This window comes from Thalassolituus sp. UBA2590, assembly GCF_002339775.1.
GTDB lineage: Bacteria > Pseudomonadota > Gammaproteobacteria > Pseudomonadales > Oceanobacteraceae > Thalassolituus.
In genome coordinates this window covers 1-17,467 of record NZ_DDKU01000068.1, presented here as the reverse complement: position 1 = coordinate 17,467, position 17,467 = coordinate 1, and the positions used below count along the sequence as shown (strand labels likewise).

At 51.1% G+C, this 17,467-nt stretch carries 12 protein-coding genes; 6 read left to right on the top strand and 6 right to left on the bottom strand.

Annotated elements, in window-relative coordinates; all coding sequences use genetic code 11:
- Positions 1-232: 232 nt before the first annotated feature.
- Complete coding sequence (locus B2067_RS06415) at positions 233-1,807, top strand: BCCT family transporter (RefSeq protein ID WP_301387835.1); 1,575 nt, start codon at positions 233-235, stop codon at positions 1,805-1,807.
- Between the two features lie 64 nt (positions 1,808-1,871).
- On the opposite strand, the gene B2067_RS06410 is transcribed toward B2067_RS06415, so the two are convergent.
- Together B2067_RS06410 and B2067_RS06405 are read right to left on the bottom strand one after the other, a co-directional pair.
- Positions 1,872-2,606: an exonuclease domain-containing protein gene (locus B2067_RS06410; RefSeq protein ID WP_301387834.1), complete on the bottom strand. Its 735-nt coding sequence runs from the start codon at positions 2,604-2,606 to the stop codon at positions 1,872-1,874.
- Positions 2,599-4,446: a DUF294 nucleotidyltransferase-like domain-containing protein gene (locus B2067_RS06405; protein WP_301387833.1), complete on the bottom strand. Its 1,848-nt coding sequence runs from the start codon at positions 4,444-4,446 to the stop codon at positions 2,599-2,601. Before B2067_RS06405 ends, B2067_RS06410 begins: the two co-directional genes overlap by 8 nt.
- A gap of 427 nt (positions 4,447-4,873) precedes the next feature.
- On the opposite strand from B2067_RS06405, the gene B2067_RS06400 reads away from it, so the two are divergent.
- Positions 4,874-6,766, top strand: a complete 1,893-nt coding sequence (locus B2067_RS06400) for a hypothetical protein (protein WP_301387832.1) — start codon at positions 4,874-4,876, stop codon at positions 6,764-6,766.
- Positions 6,767-6,936: 170 nt separating this feature from the next.
- Positions 6,937-8,070, top strand: a complete 1,134-nt coding sequence (locus B2067_RS06395; RefSeq protein WP_301179924.1) for a hemolysin family protein — start codon at positions 6,937-6,939, stop codon at positions 8,068-8,070.
- A 156-nt stretch (positions 8,071-8,226) separates the two neighbouring features.
- On the opposite strand, the gene B2067_RS06390 is transcribed toward B2067_RS06395, so the two are convergent.
- The 3 genes from B2067_RS06390 to acnA form a co-directional block, all read right to left on the bottom strand.
- Positions 8,227-10,248 (bottom strand): alkyl/aryl-sulfatase, encoded by a 2,022-nt coding sequence (locus B2067_RS06390; RefSeq protein ID WP_068439548.1) that lies wholly within the window; start codon positions 10,246-10,248, stop codon positions 8,227-8,229.
- A 104-nt stretch (positions 10,249-10,352) separates the two neighbouring features.
- Positions 10,353-11,399 carry an AraC family transcriptional regulator gene (locus B2067_RS06385; protein ID WP_068439563.1) on the bottom strand — a complete coding sequence of 349 codons (1,047 nt, stop codon included), beginning with the start codon at positions 11,397-11,399 and terminating at the stop codon, positions 10,353-10,355.
- A gap of 378 nt (positions 11,400-11,777) precedes the next feature.
- Complete coding sequence (acnA, locus tag B2067_RS06380) at positions 11,778-14,510, bottom strand: aconitate hydratase AcnA (protein WP_301387831.1); 2,733 nt, start codon at positions 14,508-14,510, stop codon at positions 11,778-11,780.
- Between the two features lie 314 nt (positions 14,511-14,824).
- Here acnA and B2067_RS06375 point away from each other — a divergent pair, with 314 nt between their 5' ends.
- The 3 genes from B2067_RS06375 to B2067_RS06365 all read left to right on the top strand — a co-directional run bounded on the left by B2067_RS06375 (position 14,825) and on the right by B2067_RS06365 (position 16,176).
- Positions 14,825-15,274 carry a hypothetical protein gene (locus B2067_RS06375; protein WP_301387830.1) on the top strand — a complete coding sequence of 150 codons (450 nt, stop codon included), beginning with the start codon at positions 14,825-14,827 and terminating at the stop codon, positions 15,272-15,274.
- Positions 15,275-15,359: 85 nt separating this feature from the next.
- Positions 15,360-15,842, top strand: coding sequence for an FKBP-type peptidyl-prolyl cis-trans isomerase (locus tag B2067_RS06370; protein WP_068439544.1), 483 nt, complete (start codon positions 15,360-15,362; stop codon positions 15,840-15,842).
- A gap of 4 nt (positions 15,843-15,846) precedes the next feature.
- The gene (locus B2067_RS06365; protein ID WP_068439542.1) at positions 15,847-16,176 is read left to right on the top strand and encodes a TfoX/Sxy family protein; all 330 of its coding nucleotides are present in this window, start codon (positions 15,847-15,849) and stop codon (positions 16,174-16,176) included.
- Positions 16,177-16,230: 54 nt separating this feature from the next.
- Here the strand turns inward: B2067_RS06365 and B2067_RS06360 are convergent.
- Positions 16,231-17,467: DEAD/DEAH box helicase (locus B2067_RS06360; RefSeq protein WP_301387829.1), on the bottom strand; the 1,237-nt coding region annotated here is incomplete at its 5' end.

Genomic DNA, 17,467 nt, shown 5'->3' with positions numbered 1-17,467 from the left:
TCGCGCATAGCCAGGCAAGCTGGCTGAAGCGACCCTACAGGTCAGGGCGCGGGTGATAATCATATCAGTAGAGTTGAAAACATATCTTTCCTTGTCGATACAGGCCGTCAGGGCACGAATATTCGCTGAATTTGTGTCATAAATGGTGCTTATCGGCCGCTCGTTTGAAATTTTCGTCTGAACCTATACAGTGTATAAGTTATATACCAGTCGTAACTTAACGGGAGCTATCGTGTCTGAGCCCAAAGACAAGTACAGTATCGATAACACTGACTACTCCGTTGGTCAGGATAATATTCAAAAGTGGGGCTTTGATGTCCACAACCCCGTATTCGGGATCAGTACCGCTCTTATCCTCGCTTTTCTCATCGCAACCCTCGTCACTGATGCCTCTGTCGCCAAAGAAGCGCTTGATGGCCTGAAGTGGGACATTATCGGCAGCTTCGATAAGTTCTTTGTGTGGTCTGCCAATATCTTTGTGGTCTTCTGCATCGTAATCGCTCTTTCACCGTGGGGTAAGATTCGCCTCGGTGGCGCGGATGCAGAGGCGGAGCACTCAACGATCTCGTGGCTGGCGATGTTATTTGCCGCCGGTATGGGTATCGGCCTGATGTTCTGGGGTGTCGCTGAGCCCGTAGCATACTTCACCGGCTGGTATGAAACGCCGCTGGGTGTTGAGGCGAATACGCCAGAAGCCGCTAGTATGGCTCTGGGTGCGACCATGTACCACTGGGGTCTTCACCCTTGGGCGATTTACGGTGTTGTTGCGCTGTCTCTGGCGTTCTTCTGTTACAACAAAGGTCTTCCACTTTCTATCCGTTCTGCGTTCTATCCGATTCTGGGTGACCATGCCTGGGGCTGGCCTGGTCATATCATCGATATTCTAGCGGTGCTGGCCACGTTGTTTGGCTTAGCAACCTCTCTCGGTCTCGGTGCAAGCCAGGCTGCTGCAGGTATCAACCACGTGTTTGATATTGAGTCAGGTGTGGGCTTGCAGATTGGTGTGATCGTGGGTGTTACTCTGCTTGCCATTGTTTCGGTTGTTCGTGGCCTGGATGGCGGGGTAAAACTGCTTAGTAACGTTAATATGCTGATTGCGTTTGTGTTGCTGATCTTCGTTGCCATGGTTGGGGCTGCCGTTGCTTTCGGCTCAATTCCTACCACGCTGATGGCATACGCTTCGAATATTATCCCTCTGAGCAACCCGCACGGTCGCCCTGATGAAGCATGGTTACAGGGCTGGACTGTGTTCTACTGGGCATGGTGGATCTCCTGGTCGCCATTCGTCGGTATGTTTATCGCACGTGTTTCTAAGGGCCGCACCATTCGTGAGTTTCTGATTGCAGTGCTCGCTGTTCCAACGCTGGTTACCGTTATCTGGATGTCTGTCTACGGTGGTATTGGTATTGATCAGGTGGCTAATAAGATTGGTCTGCTGGGATCAGACGGCCTGACTTCTGTTCCATTGGCGATGTTCCAGATGTTTGATGCCCTGCCTATGAGTATGGTTCTTTCTGTCATCGCGATCGTTCTGGTGCTGGTGTTCTTCATCACTTCATCCGACTCCGGCTCGCTGGTTATTGATAGCATTACCGCAGGTGGCAAGGTGGATGCGCCAGTTCCACAGCGTATTTACTGGGCGTCAGTCGAAGGTGCCATTGCTGCAGCGCTGCTGTGGATTGGCGGTAAAGAGGCGATTGAGGCGCTTCAGGCTGGTGCTATTTCAACGGGCTTACCGTTTACTTTCGTGCTGTTGTTGATGTGTGTGAGCTTAGTGATGGGCTTACGCACTGAGCCGAAAGGTTAAGCGCTCGCTTAAGGAAAAGCCCAGCATTTGCTGGGCTTTTTTATGGACGTTTTCCGGGAGTTTTTTACAGGCACAGCTCTTTGACGGCGTGATTTGCCAATTTCCATTTCTGGATCTGAGCTTGCAGTAGTTCGGCCGTTGCAATCGCGTCAACCAACGCATTGTGATTTTCGTATTCGGGTAGGTTATAGCGCTGGCGTGTATCTGGCAGTCGTAAGGAGGGCAGGGGTTTTCCCAGCAGACGGTTATACCAGCGCTGACTATGAGTGAGGCAGCTTGCCTCCAGTGCAAAGGTATCGATAACAGGGAAAAGCCAGGGTTCAGACCAGAGGTGAAATCCCAGCTTTCTGAAAAATTCACGCTCCATCGCCCGGTAGTGGACAACGCACAGGCGCCCGGACATCGCGTCCAGTAGCTCTGGCATGATGGAATTAATTCTCGGTGCAGCTGAAACATCACTGTGTGTGATGCCGTGTATTACCACGGAGGTATCGCTCAGTTCACCCGGATTAACTAACCAGTGTTTTGCGGTTGGCAGATATACGCGTTCGGCATCAAACTCAACGACCCCGACACTGACGATCTTGTCTTCCTCGGGGTTCAGCCCTGTGGTTTCTATATCAATGGCCAGGCAGCGCGTCTGGTTTAAATTCCGTTCTAAGTATGAAAAACCCGCATCGTAAAAGCGTTTGAGGTCGGCTACGCCGGCTTTCGACGTATCGGTTGAGTACGACATTGTGTTCTTAAATTCTGGCCAGCCACGGGGTACAGAACCAGGTACTTTTAATGATTCATCCATTCGCGGTGTACCGGTACTTCAGAAAACGCTGTGCCTGAGCAACCACGTTAAATGCTTTTTTCAGGGAACGCTGCCGGGTGAAACTCAGGGTGTCAGGGGCGATGTTGTTGTTGGGTTCTCTTTTGTCGCGGATGGCCAACATCTGTTGATGTGCGCGTAAGCTATAGAGCAGTTCCAGAGCGTTCGTCAGCTCATCGTATTTTTCTTGCGGGAGCAGTTTGGTTTTTGAAATATCCTCTAGGCGCTCGAAGGAGTTCTGTGACATCGACCCGGTTGCCAAAGCATGAACCCGAATAATGTCCGTCAGGGGAGCGGTACCGCGGCGCTTAATATTCAGAGACTTACCTTGTCTGCCGTCTTCTTCCAGTACAAAGTTTTTAAATACCCCTAGCGGAGGGGTGCGCTTCAGTGCATTCCGAGCCAGCAAGGCCAGAAACGGTTTGCTGTTTTTGGCTTTCGTTGAGATAAATTTCTGAAGTTCTTTAGCCCATATCTTGGTGCCATGTACAGCGACCAGGTCGAAAAATATGCAGGCGTTGAGCAGGGCTTCTGGTTCAGGTTTTTCAATCCAGTTGGTGAACTGGGCGCGCCACTCCGACCGGCGCATCCGCCATTTCGGGTTTGAGGCCATGATCAAGCCTTCGCATAAGGGGTAGCCACAGCGATCAAGGCCTTCGCACACCATTTTACTGAACTGCTCGAAATAGGTACCGTGCGCTGCTTCGTCGTAATCATCGGAGAGAATCAGAGCATTGTCCTGGTCGGTAACTAAAAGTTGTTCGTCCCGGGCTAATGAGCCGAGTGCAATTAAACAATAGGGCACAGGCGGGGGCCCCAACTCCTCCTCTGCCAGCTTTGCCATCTGTTGCATAAAGCTGGCCCCGATGACGGACATGGCTGAGCCAATCATGTGGGATGTCGCGTGCTCATTGACCAGGCGCTCATAGACAGCAGGAAGCTGTTCCGAAAGCTGAGCCAGAGCATCGATACTTTCAGATGACAGTATGCTGCGCACCAACAACAGGGAGTTCTGGGACTCATGTGCAACTACGTCGAGAAGGGAGACGATCCCGAGTACGCGGTTGTCATCAACGATAGGGACATGGTGGGTATTATTACGCAGCATCACCAGCATAACTTCATGAAGGTATGCGTGGTCGTCCATGACCAGCGGTTCGGTACTCATGATCTCACCCACGGGGGTATCATATGGCAGCGACTTGGCGATAACGCGCGCGCGCAGGTCACTGTCTGTAACTATGCCCAGAAGATTGCCCTGGTCGTCCTGAACTAATGCGGCGGCAATGTAGTTATCAGAGATACGCATTGCACACTCTGCGACGGTTGTATCGGGAGTGATCAGAAGGGGCTCTGCTTTGATGACCTCAGTCACAGGCACAGTCGTCATGTCGTCGGTGCCGACCTGAGTCGCCTGCTCCAGAATGGAGTGTTCGTTTACTTCAAAAAAGTCGCCGAACTCAGAGTATTTTTCACAGTAATCGATAAAGAGTTCGCTGGGGATCAGGTAGAAGAGGCTGTCTTTACGGGTTGTTGCCGGAAAGCGCACCTTACCCTTCATGAGTAGCCCCATTTGACCAAATACATGCCCCGCAGGCAGGCGGTTATAGAGGCTGCCATCCCGACGAAACAGTTCAACTTCACCTGAGCGTATAAAGTGAAGGTGGTGTATGGGTTCATCCAGAACCAGCACATCTTCACCGGCTTGTTTGTAGCTCACTTCGATTGAGCGTGCCATATCAGACAGGGCATCTGCAGGAAGCCATGAGAAAGGTTCATGCTCAGCGAGTGCTCGTTCAATATCAGGAAGCTCAATGCTCATTCGTTAATCCGTCACTCAATATAAAAGGATAGCTGGGCCTAGACTGGCATAGCCAGTAATGGGTGATCAAGCTCAAATGGTCTTCTCAGCTTAAGCTTTATGACTTGCTGCAATGCGCCATTCAGAGTGTCTTGGTCATCTTCGGTGATTAATGCTCTGTAACGCCATTTGAAAGCCTTATGGCGTGGATTGACAGTATCGATGGAAATATTTTTAGAGGGCAGGAAATGCTTACTGATCAGTGTATCAACTCTCAATACAGCGGTGCGTAAGAGCTTCAGGCGTATGAACTGGAATTGGCTTCTGACTGAAGCGTGATTTCAGCTCTGGCGCAGTCGGTCAATGATGCACTTCATCACTTGATGCACTGCACAAAACTCGATACGAATAGTTCTCAGTTTTTTTATAGTTTAACAAGGAGTGAGTTATGGGTGAATCAGCAATGAATTCAAACGTGGATTTCGAAATATGGAACCATAATGATCGTGGTGGCTTGAGCGATACTTTCAAAAATGCTCAGGGTCAGGACAGCATTACGGGTAATACCGACTCGTTAGAAACGGCATCAAACACATGGGTGATTGTTTTTAATGAAACCAATTACTACGGCGACTCCATGCAGGTCGGGCCATCTACCTATCTCGATGATCTGAACCATACTACCCGTTACAACTCATCAGGCAGCGATGAGGGAGACTGGAAAAATCAGATTCAGAGTTTTGTACTGTATAAGACCAAGCCCTCTTACTGGGGAAGAAACCCAACGAGGGATGAGCTTTTTGCTCCTCCTTCCGGGCATGCTGTGTTCACGGAGAATAATAATTTCCTCGGGGACAACCGTACCTTTACAGCACCCTATAACGCCCTGAATCTGGGGGTTGTCGGATACACGACCAGCGGCACAGAAATGTATCGGACGACGGGTGGCACGATTAATTCATTGCGCACAGGTCCGAATGCCTGGCTGATTGTATTTAACGAGGCAGATTGCCGCGGTTGTGCCCTGAGAGTGACGCCAAACACGAAACATGGCGACCTGAATAATATCACCCGCTATAACCTCCAGGGAGAAGACGAAGGTGATTGGAAGAATCAAATAGAGTCTTTCCTGCTCTACAACAAAGAACCCGAATTCTGGAGTACTGGATATCCGCGCCCGTACATCGATTTCACAACTCTGTTCAACCTATATCCGGGGACGACCAACACCAGTAGCGACGACAAAATTACGTATGTCATTGAAGATGCGACCTATAAAATTGATGAGCCAGAAGTCGCTGCGCAGGCAACAACACAGGTTATCAGTGATTACTACATTAATGATGACTTCAGTGTGTTGCCTGAGGATGGCTGGACGAAGTATCACATTTCAATGAGCCACGAAAATACCGGCGGCCGCAATGACAAAGCTGAGTTTGACATGTTCTTCGATAACTCAGGAAAGCTTGTCAGCATCCAGCACTTCGAGTGGTCATCGAATGGCGCGTATAACATTTCTCAAGCTTTGATAACGATTGTCGATGATGAGGCCTGGCTGCTGGGTACCATTGGTGCGCTTGAAACTCTGGGGATTTCAGAAGAGGTGGCCGATGGTTTCGTACAGGTTTTCGATTTTTTAACGACAGCCTTCAACGATATTTCATCGCTGGTCTACAGAAAGACTGACAACGGTGGTAGTTACTATTTCCTGCCCGTGATCTGCCATACGATTAATCGTGTTTACTCGACGATTGCGGGCACCTTTAACCGGCCTGCTTATTCTTCTTCGTCAGACAGTCGGGCCAATTATGCGTTGGATTTCAATTACGACGGCTACACAGATGCGTTGTCGGGCACGGGTTCTGGTGTCTCAAACGTCGGCGCCTGGGGGCTGAAGTCGGGCACAAGCGGCGCGATGCCGTTCAGTCAGGTGATTGAGTTTGAGTACCAGGGATATAGCTTCCGTGTCTGGTACCCGGAAGTTTCGTTCTCGACTGACCTGGGTATGATCATGTCCTGTAAGATCGACTACGAGATCAGTGACAACAAGGATGATCACATCATTCTTTTAATGGGCGTCAGCGTGCCAGCCAATGCAGGTGATCAACCGGTATTGAGTTTTGCCCAGGCCACCATCCAGTTCACGGATATGTCAGACTCAAACATCATGACGTCTCCGTGTGGTGGCAACAATATCATTAACGATGTCTACGACCAGCTCAGTAGCCAGCTGACAGGTACCAACATCGACAGTAACTCAGGTGGGCGTGCTTACCTTGCAGACGTAGCCAAGGCTAATATGCAAGCTATGCTCGACTGCGCTGTATTTACTCCGAAGTAGCACTTTCAATCGCGTGGCAGCGTTCTACGTTGCCACGTTTATTCGCTTGCTTCCTGCCAGAACTGGCATATATTAAGCGCTGAACCCCGTACCCTCCCAACGCTTGCCACGAGAAGGCGGCTCTGCCGGTTCACCTGTGTTTACTGTTTGCTTCAGCGGGTGAAGAATCCATGAATGAAATGTTAGCGATTGCGCTATTAATCGGCGCCAGCGCGTGCTTTGCGATGGCCGAAATTGGTATCGCGGCCTCACGTAAAATAAAGCTTCGTGTACTGGCTGGCGAGGGAAGCCACAAGGCTCAGGATGTGCTGGATCTGCAGCAGGACCCCGGCGCTTTCTTTGCCATGATTCAGATTGCGTTAAACGCTATCTCGATTCTTGGCGGCATCATTGGGGAAGAGGCGCTGACGCCTTACGTAAAAGAAGGCCTTGCTCTCGTGTATCAGGGGCCTGCGCTGGATCAGATCAGCTTTGCTCTGTCGTTTTTCTGTATCACCGCACTCTTTATTCTGTTTGCAGACCTGCTACCCAAGCGTATAGCCGTGAACCTGCCGGAAGCCACTGCCGTACGTCTGGTGACTCCGATGCGCTGGGTGACTTATATGGTGATGCCTCTGGTTGTGCTGTTTAACGGTGTGACCAATGCCGTGCTGCGCTTACTGAAGCTGCCTACTGAGCGTGAGGAGCAGGTCACGACTGAAGACATCGTTGCCATGATGGATGCCGGTGCAGAAGACGGAAGCCTGCAGCAGCAGGAGTATGAGTTAATCGGCAATGTTTTTGATCTCGATACTGCACTGATAAGCAGCGTTATGACGCCGCGTGATCAGGTTGTTTACTTTGACCTGGACGAGTCCGTCGAATCGATTTCTCAGAAGGTGGTCGATCATCCGCATAACGATTTCCTGGTATGCGATGGTTCACTGGAGAAAATCAGCGGCTCGGTTGAATCTAAGATGATCCTGCAGCAGGTGTTGAAGGGGGAAATGTCTGGCTTATCGGCGCTGAGCTTTGCCAGGGACGTTCTCTATCTCCCTGAAACACTGACTCTGGCCGAAGGTCTGAATGCCTTCAAAACGGCGACTCAACCCTTCGCTGTTGTCGTGAACGAGTACGCGACTGTCGTGGGGCTGGTCACAGTGAAAGACATGCTCAGTGGTTTTATGGGGCAGCTGATCACTCATGAGGACGATCAGTTGATCATCCAACGCGATGAGCAATCCTGGTTGATGGATGGTATGACGCCCGTTGGTGACGTGATGCGGGCTCTGGATATCGCTGCAATGACGAGCTGTTCGGCATAAACGTGAGTGCTAATGAGTACCCATAGAAGGAGTAGGCTTGTCAGAGGGTGCTTAGGGGTCATGTTATAACCCTAGTCAATATTGCAGAGATCACCAAAGATCAAAGCGCCTTATGGTCGAACCATTGGGCGCTTTTTAGTTTTATGAAGACATTGGCTAAGGCGTCACAATATTAAATGTGCCTTCCGGCTTTTCGATTAGGCTAAAGAACTTTACTAAATCCAATACACTGCCATCCACGGTGAGATCATCCCCAAACAAGGTGTCCTTGATGCCAGCATGACCGACGATCATATCGACAAACAGAGGCTGCGTAAGGGTTAGGGTGGCGTCAGCAATGGTATCTTTGGCCACCGCCTTGTGGTGCAGTACGCTGTTTTTAAGGGTTAGAAGGTAGCTCTGATCTAAATCGCTAAAGGTGACCTTAATAGCCAGTTCGGTATCGGCTGCTTTGTCCGCGTTGAGGTTCACCGCCATGCTATTGAAGAAGAGGTGCACGGGGGTTTTTAACAGGACTTCTTTCATGACCGCTGGGCTGATGCCTTCATCCGGTCCGCCGTGGCGCAGTTCGTAAGCGCCTGTGAGATAGAAATCACGCCATGGTGCAGATTCGGCCTGATACCCCAGTTGGTCGTACACCTTAGCTAATAGGGCTTTGGCTTCTGCGTGGTCAGGATCGGCGAATACGGCATGGTTGAGCAGTTCTGCCAACCAGCGATAAGTCTGGGTGCCATCGGTTGCGGATAGGTTGGCGGTGCCGTCGAATTGCGTCTGCGCTTTGGCGACGACTGCGTCCACGCCACCCATCATTTCAACATAACGAATCGCAGCTTCTTTTTCGGGTAAAGGGTCTAGCTTAGCTGGGTTGGCGTTATACCAGCCTAGATAGGCTTGGTACACCGCTTTGGCGTTGTGCTTGAGTGTGCCGTAATAGCCTTGGTTATGAAACTGTGTGTTAAGCGCCTCAGGTAGGGTTAAGCTTTCCGCAATTTCGTTTGGGGTATAGCCCTTGTTGAGTAGGCGAACACTCTGGTCGTGTATGAATTTATAAGTGTCGCGTTGTTGTTCCAAGAAATGGTTGATTTTTTCTTGCCCCCACAGTGGCCAGTGGTGACTGCCAAAGTACACGTCGGCTTGGTTAAAGCGCACGCGTGCTTCGTCGATGTAGCGGCTCCAGATATTCGCATCACGAACCTTCGCGCCTCGTAATGTGTAGAGATTGTGCATATTACGGCTCAGCATTTCAGCGCCACAGAACGCTTTTTGTTTTGGAAGGTAGAAGGTAAATTCAGCGGGGGCCTCTGAGCCCGACACGGTTTGAAAAACGAAGGGCACACCATCAATGCTCAGTTCGGTGATGGGCTCGGAAATGTGAACGGTGGCTTCTTCAAAACCGAAGCTGCCAAACGCTGGGCCCTTGCCTAATCCTGTGCCCACATGCCCGCGCTCCTCTCTGGCGAGTCGCTTACCGTACATGTACATGGCACGACGACTCATGGCCGTACCAGCAATGATATTTTCACTGGTGGCTTCTTCTTCGAAGCCTGCTGGAGCAACGATGGTTAGACTCTGTTTTTCTTCGTCGCTTAGGTTCTGCAGTATGCCCTGTATGCCGCCAAAGTGATCAATGTGACTGTGGGTGAACAAAATGGCCTTGATGGGGTATTTGCCTAAATGTTGTTGTGCAAAAGTGAGGGCTTTATGGGCGGTTTCTCTTGCGGTGAGAGGGTCCACTAAAATCCAGCCTGACTCACTTTCAATGATGGTCATGTTGGCCAAATCGAATCCACGAATTTGATAAACGCCGTCGGTGACTTTAAATAAACCGTGAATGTTATTCAGCGCCGCCTGGCGCCATAAACTGGGGTTGACTGAGCCGGGTGCGTTTTCACCATTGGCATCGACAAAGCCGTATTCATCCATGTTCCAGACCAAGCTTTTGCCAGTTAAATGAGCAATTTCAAGATGGTCTTCACTGGCGATGAGGCCTTTGCGAGCAAGCTCAAAATCCTCTGTGTTGCTGAATGGCCGTTGTGCCAATACCGCTTGGTTGGCTTTTACCGTGGTGGGGGTGGGCGCACTGTGCCCAAGTGTGTTCGCGTCAGATTCAAATTCAACCGAGTTGTCGCAGGCCGCTAATAAGGCAGCGGATAGGGCGAGCAGGGCAATACGAAACATAAAAGAGCCTCATGTATTCTTATTTTTAGATCAGTGTAACCCTGAGATGCAGGAATGCCTTGGTCTTAAGCGGACAAAGGTGTGTCATGTTTAACCGTCAATGACTAAAGCAGGTGTTTTTTGCGAAATGCCGATGGGCTTTGACCCGTTAGCTTGGAAAAGGCTCGCGTAAAGTTACTATGATCGGCAAACCCCAAGCGGAGCGCGATATCTGTAATGGGTAACTGAGTGTCTTTTAGGTATTGTTTAGCCAGTTGAACTTTGCAATCTTGCAGTAAACCACGAAATTGATTGCCTTCCTCTTCCAATCGACGTCGCAAACTTCTTTCCGTTAACTTCAAATGTTGAGCCGCCCCTGTGACCGTGGGTTCGGACTTCTCAAGCTGGCTGAATATGTAATGGACAACGTGTTGGCTCACGGTTTTATCGGTTAAGTCTTGAACGTAAGACTGCACAATGGATTCATTGTAAGCTGCCATTTTTTTATCGCCCATGAGGTCGCTCTTGGCCACCTGTTGGCGATCAAACCATAAAGCGTTGTGCGTTTGCTTAAACTCAACTGCACAGCCAAAGCCGTTTTGCCAGCGTTCAGGGTAGGGTTCACCTGATCGTTGCAGTGTGACTTTGTTGATTAGCTTTGGGTTGCTGGTCAGTTGCAAGGCAAGCTGGTGAAGCGTTGCTAGAAAGCTGTCTATGGCTAAGGGGCTGATGTCCACACTGGGAATGGGTTGAATGGCAAACTGAATGTGCTCTGGTGTGTAATGCAGTTCGATATTGGCCGAATTACTCACCATGGCGTGATACTGCGCCAGTTTTTGAATGGCTTGCTCAAGATTGTCAGCGGTCAGCATCAACAGTCCCAACGCTCTAAAATGCATGGGCTGAACGTATTTGGCCACCTCTAGACCGAAGGCGGCGTTACCTGTGGCCTGCTCCACTAATTGCCAGAATTGGGTCATACGGCGAACGTCCACCCGCCCATCTGGATTGTCCTTAAACTGAGCAACGGACAGACCTACTTGTTCAAATAGCGGAGCGGGGTCAATGTCTTGAGCCTTAAGGGCGCGAATAATGGCCAGAGGCCATGCGGCAAGAGTGGTGTGGACTGGACGATTGATCATGTTTTTGGTTGTTATTGTTAGTTGGCTCATTTTATGGGTCAAGCTTGTGTCAGGTAAAGAGGTGAACCGGTAAACCCTAGCGTACGTATGTTGGGATAAGCGTATGAAATGGGCTGTTTCATGGAAATAAATCATTTTAATTGTGCGCAATCTAATTTACAGTGGTCACTCCCCAAAAGGGACAGGCTATACTGCTAGCCACATCAAAAGCATTTCCAATACAAAGCTGAAGCGCTTACCGCGCAAGACGGATTTCTGCCTGTACGAGGGCTATAAATTCGAGGTGCTGGATCTTGAGGGCGTGCGGGTAGAGCAGTTGCTGGTCACCCGATTGAATGGATGAGGTTGGTCGATGGCAAAGCGGGGTACTCCCGCTTTGCCACTTTCCTTAACGTTATCCCGTTGCGCTTATTTTGCAATCAGATCGCGCAGTACATAATGCAGAATGCCACCGGCTTTGAAGTAACTGATTTCATTACTGGTGTCGATTCGGCACTGCACCTTAAATGATGTGGTTTTACCGTCGTCATCCGTCGCTTCGACTTCAAGAAGTTGGTTGGGTTTTAACTCATCATTAATACCTTTGATATTGATAGTTTCATGCCCGGTTAAGCCAAGGTCAGCAATGTTCTGACCGTCGATAAACTGCAATGGCAGAACACCCATACCGACCAGGTTTGAACGGTGAATCCGTTCGAAGCTTTCGGCGATGACCGCTTTTACGCCGAGTAGAATTGTACCTTTTGCTGCCCAGTCACGGCTTGATCCTGTGCCGTATTCTTTACCTGCGAGTACAACCAGTGGCGTGCCTTCTTTCTGGTAACGCATCGCAGCATCGTAAATAGCCATGCGTTCACCGCTTGGTGTATGGATGGTTTCACCACCTTCTTCGCCGCCGAGCATCTGGTTGCGGATGCGGATGTTGGCGAAGGTGCCGCGCATCATGACTTCGTGATTACCACGACGTGAGCCATAAGAGTTAAAGTCCTGAGGTTTTACCCCAAGACTCTGTAGATATTCACCCGCCGGTGAGCTGGTTTTGATGTTACCCGCGGGTGAAATATGGTCGGTGGTGATGGAGTCACCAAAGAGCGCTAAAACCCGCGCGTTTTCGACGTTCTCTAAGGGTTTGAGAGGTTGGTCGATGTCATCAAAAAACGGCGGGTTTTGCACATAGCTCGAGTTATCGTCCCAGGCGTAGGTTTTCCCTTCGCTGATATCAATACCTTGCCAGTGCTTATCGCCGCTGAATACATCTGCGTAACGGGTGCGGAACATGCCATCATCGACCTTGGCAACGGCCTCGGCAATTTCGGCATTGGTTGGCCAGATATCTTTCAGATATACCGGCTTGTTGTCTTTATCCAGACCGAGCGGTTCGGTTTTTAAATTAATGCGGGTATTTCCGGCGAGCGCGTAAGCAACAACAAGGGGCGGTGACGCTAACCAGTTGGCTTTGACGTGCGGATGTACACGCCCTTCGAAGTTACGGTTACCGGATAGCACCGCTGACACGGTCAGGTCATGTTCGGTGATGGCTTTGGCAATTTCGTCGGGGAGTGGGCCAGAGTTACCGATACACGTGGTACAGCCGTAGCCGACCAGGTTAAAGCCGAGCTTATCCAGATACGGTGTGAGTTCGGCTTTTTCAAGGTAGTCGGTTACGACTTTCGAGCCGGGAGCGAGTGAGGATTTCACCCAAGGTTTACGTGCCATGCCCAGTTCTATGGCTTTCTTCGCAACCAGACCGGCCGCCATCATGACGCTTGGGTTCGATGTGTTGGTGCAGGAGGTAATAGCAGCAATCACCACAGCACCGTGGCTCATGGTGTGTTCTTCGCCGTCAATCGTCACTGTTGCCTGTGCGTTCGGGCCGCCTACGGCCGTGCCGCTGCCACCTTCGCTTTCCAGTCGTGCTTGCTCATCATCGGCAGGCGTTACCTGCAATGCGAGCAGATCGTCGAAGGTATCCGGTACATCGGGCAGGGCGACGCGATCCTGTGGGCGGCGTGGTCCAGCGAGGCTGGCTTCTACTGTGCTCATATCGAGATGCAGGCTGTCGGTAAATTCAGGCTCATCACCGGCTTCACGCCACAAGCCTTGTGCCTTGCAGTAGGCTTCAACTCGCTTGATTACATCATCGGGGCGACCACTTAAGCGCATGTAATTGAGGGTTTCATCGTCGACGGGGAAGAAACCACAGGTCGCACCGTACTCGGGTGCCATATTGGCGATCGTGGCACGGTCAGCGAGTGGCAGGTCGGCAAGGCCATCGCCGTAGAATTCGACGAACTTACCGACAACGCCTTTGTTACGCAGCATCTGGGTGACCGTAAGCACCAGGTCGGTGGCCGTCACGCCTTCGGGCATTCTACCTGTGAGTTTGAAACCAATGACTTCCGGTATCAGCATGGAAACGGGTTGGCCCAGCATGGCCGCCTCTGCTTCGATGCCGCCAACACCCCAGCCCAGTACACCGATACCGTTAATCATGGTGGTGTGCGAGTCGGTGCCTACGAGCGTATCCGGGTAAGCCCAGTCTTCACCGTTCACATTGGCGGCCCAGACACTCTGAGCGAGATATTCAAGGTTCACCTGGTGACAGATACCCGTACCGGGCGGCACAACGCGGAAATTATCAAAGGCGGTCTGGCCCCAGCGCAGGAAAGCGTAGCGTTCGCCATTGCGTTGCATTTCAATTTCAACGTTGTCGTGAAACGCCTGATCATCGGCAAAGCGATCCACCATCACTGAGTGGTCAATCACAAGATCAACGGGTGAGAGCGGATTGATGCTCTCGGGGTCACCGCCTGCGCGGGCGATGGCATCACGCATGGCGGCGAGGTCCACAACCGCAGGTACACCGGTGAAATCCTGCATCAGTACGCGGGCAGGGCGGTATTGTATCTCGCGGTCGGACGAACGCTTATCCAACCAGTCGGCGATGGCTTTAATATCGTCTCTAGTGACGGTGTCACCGTCTTCGTTGCGCAGAAGGTTTTCCAGCAGCACCTTTAAGGACTTAGGCAGCTTATCAATGCCTTTCAGTTGTTCGGCCGCTTTCAGAAGCGAATGATATTTGTAGGGTTTGCCGTCCACCTCTAGCGTGGACTGGGTATTCAGACTGTTAACTGTCGACATGCTCGGCCTCCATGAAATCCGTGAATCAGCCGCTGTCATCACAGCGGCTGATGTATAACCTAGTAAATTTGGTTCGGAAAAGGAGGACAAGTTCAACCTGATTGGCAAGGATTGGCCAAACAGAGTGTTCCGCCGGGTTTGGCGCACGATATTGCTTTCGTATGCTAAAGCCTTGAGCTGCGGCGCTTAACGAAAATGTGTGGGTAGATTTGCCCGAAAAGCACCCATTGACCCTGGGTATGCTTGCGGCATTCTTGTGTGTGGACCTGTAGTTGCTTTTTAAGTAGTGACTTAATACGGAGAACGGAGGCTTTATGGCTATATGTGGAACGCCTGACTGCGGCGAGCAGTCGATCGGTTACTTTCGTAATCTGCGAATCAATAAAATGGTTCAGATGTGCACCTATTGCCGTGCTCGATGCAATCAGACAGAGCCCCGCTTAAAACCGGGTAAACTGCCTGAGCCGGCTAAGAAAACGGGAGCTCAGTGGGTGCTTGCTGGGACGCTGAATCGCTTCGACTGGAAAGTAGAAAGTGCCTTTTTCGATACTGTGTTACATGGGGGCGACGGCAATATCGAAGAAATATGGAATGGGCGCAGCGCATATCACCGGACCCAACCCCGAACCAATCTGACCGTCGTCTATACACGCACAGAGCAGACGATGACCATCATTGGCGTCGGGCACCATGTCGGTAATAGTAATAAAAAATACTCAATAACATTCGACGACGGTGGAACGCGTCGTTGTGAGCGGAAGTAGCGGCGCCTCACATAAGTAAGATCTGGCGTAACTCGCAGAAGTGTCCTCGGCACGGCATAATGACTGCAAATTTTAAGGAGCCATTATGACTTTTAATATTGTTCTGATCGTACTTATCGTTTTGCTGGTGATCTACGCGCTAAAGCGTGCGGGTGTATTCAGCAAAGGCGCAGCAGAAAACGAGACCGTCGGTGATGCTTATTTAGCTGAGAATGCGTTGCGCGAGGAGGTTACTCAGACCGACAGCGGCCTGCAGTACGAAGTGCTCACAGAGGGTGAGGGTGATACCCGACCGGCAGCGACAGATACTGTGCTGGTGCATTATCACGGCACTTTGATCAATGGTTCTGTCTTTGATAGTTCGGTAAAGCGCGGTGAGCCGATTTCATTTCCGCTGAATCGCGTTATCGCGGGCTGGACTGAGGGCGTACAGTTGATGACCAAAGGCGCAAAATATAAATTCTATATTCCTGCGCGTCTTGCCTACGGCAATCGTCAGGTGGGTACGATTCCGGGTGGATCGCTGCTGATTTTCGAAGTTGAACTACTGGATATTAATCCGGCCTGATCTTATGGCGTTTGACACTGAGCTTGCGGAGCGTATTCGTGCGGTGGTCTGTCACTTCGGCCACTGGGACGAAAAGAAGATGTTCGGTGGGCTTTGTATCATGCTCAATGGTCACATGCTGTGCGGCGTTTTGGGGGATGAGCTGATGGTACGGGTTGGTCCTGACGATTACGAAGACGCACTTGATGAAGACGGTACGCGAGAGATGGACTTCACCGGCCGTCCGTTAAAAGGCATGGTGATGGTCGATGGCGCAGCGGTCGCTGAGCCAGAAGAACTGGAATACTGGCTTCAGCGGTGTAACCGCTTCGTCGGGCGCCTGCCGCCCAAATAACCCGAAAGGGCTTTTGAAATAGCCTCCGCCTGAAGAGACCAATTGAATCGTGTTTTAATCAATCGATCTCTTGGTAACGTTTTTACGCCCAGAGAAGAGCGAGCCTCCCCGACCTTTGGGCTCTTTTGCTGGTGGCGCGGATGGCTTCTCTTTAGCGCGGTTGGCACGCGGCACGGAGCTCAACTCCTGATTGTCTTCACCGCTCTGTTTTCCTTTTGAAGCCTTTCCTTTCTGTGCTTTCTCTTTGCCTGCTTTTGTCTTCAATGGTTTACGCAGGTTGAGTTTACCAGGCCCTGTCGCGGGGACGCTGTGGTTTGGTACATGTCCGATAAGATCCTCACGACGTAGTGCGCGGCCGATCAGAGTTTCAATGGCGGTCAGTGTGTCGACTTCATGGGCGGCGACCAGTGAAATCGCAATGCCTTTTTCACCGGCGCGGCCGGTACGACCAATACGGTGAATATAGTCGTGCGCGACAGGCGGCAGGTCATGGTTGATGACCGCAGGCAAGTGTTCGATATCAATGCCGCGTGAGGCGACATCGGTTGTCACGAGAACTCGCAGGCGATGCTCGCGGAAGGCATCAAGAATGTCATTACGCTCAGCCTGTGTTTTATCACCGTGCAGTACTTCTGCCTGAATGCCTTCCGACTTGAGGTGATCCGTCAGAGCGTCTGCACCTTTTTTGGTCTTGGTGAAGACCATTACCTGCTTCCATTTATTTTCAATCAGAAGCGAAGCAACGGCATTGCCTTTATCGCTGTGATCGACAGGGTGCAGCCACTGACGGACATTTTCACTGGTACGGTTAGCGTCTTTCTGCCCAAGTTCGATGGCTCCCGGCATAAGTTCAGACGCAAGCTCGCGTACGGCATTATCAAAGGTTGCTGAGAACAGAAGGTTCTGGCGAACGTCGGGTAGTTTCTGAACAATGCGTTGCAGATCTTCGGCGAAGCCCAGATCCAGAAGTCGGTCTGCTTCGTCGAGCACCAGACATTGCAGGTACTCGAAGCTGACACGATGACGGATCATGAGTTCGTACAGGCGACCCGGTGTGGCTACGACAGCGTCTGCGCCTTCGGCCATTTTATCTTCAATGGTGCGTGGGTTCTGTCCGCCGCAAAGGAGCAGACAACGGTGACCGCAGTTGCGTCCATAGTCCCGAAAATTCTCTGCCAGTTGCTGAGCGAGTTCACGCGTTGGCGCAATAATAAGTACTCGCGGGTAGCGATAACCTTCTTCTTCTGTGCGTGGGGGCTCGCTGCGTAATTGCAGAAGCGGAAGCATAAAC

Coding starts and splice junctions, on each gene's coding strand:
- B2067_RS06410 (WP_301387834.1), bottom strand. CDS start 2,606: ATGGATGAATCATTAAAAGTACCTGGTTCTGTACCCCGTGGCTGGCCA.
- B2067_RS06405 (WP_301387833.1), bottom strand. CDS start 4,446: ATGAGCATTGAGCTTCCTGATATTGAACGAGCACTCGCTGAGCATGAA.
- B2067_RS06400 (WP_301387832.1), top strand. CDS start 4,874: ATGGGTGAATCAGCAATGAATTCAAACGTGGATTTCGAAATATGGAAC.
- B2067_RS06395 (WP_301179924.1), top strand. CDS start 6,937: ATGAATGAAATGTTAGCGATTGCGCTATTAATCGGCGCCAGCGCGTGC.
- B2067_RS06390 (WP_068439548.1), bottom strand. CDS start 10,248: ATGTTTCGTATTGCCCTGCTCGCCCTATCCGCTGCCTTATTAGCGGCC.
- B2067_RS06385 (WP_068439563.1), bottom strand. CDS start 11,399: ATGAGCCAACTAACAATAACAACCAAAAACATGATCAATCGTCCAGTC.
- acnA (WP_301387831.1), bottom strand. CDS start 14,510: ATGTCGACAGTTAACAGTCTGAATACCCAGTCCACGCTAGAGGTGGAC.
- B2067_RS06375 (WP_301387830.1), top strand. CDS start 14,825: ATGGCTATATGTGGAACGCCTGACTGCGGCGAGCAGTCGATCGGTTAC.
- B2067_RS06370 (WP_068439544.1), top strand. CDS start 15,360: ATGACTTTTAATATTGTTCTGATCGTACTTATCGTTTTGCTGGTGATC.
- B2067_RS06365 (WP_068439542.1), top strand. CDS start 15,847: ATGGCGTTTGACACTGAGCTTGCGGAGCGTATTCGTGCGGTGGTCTGT.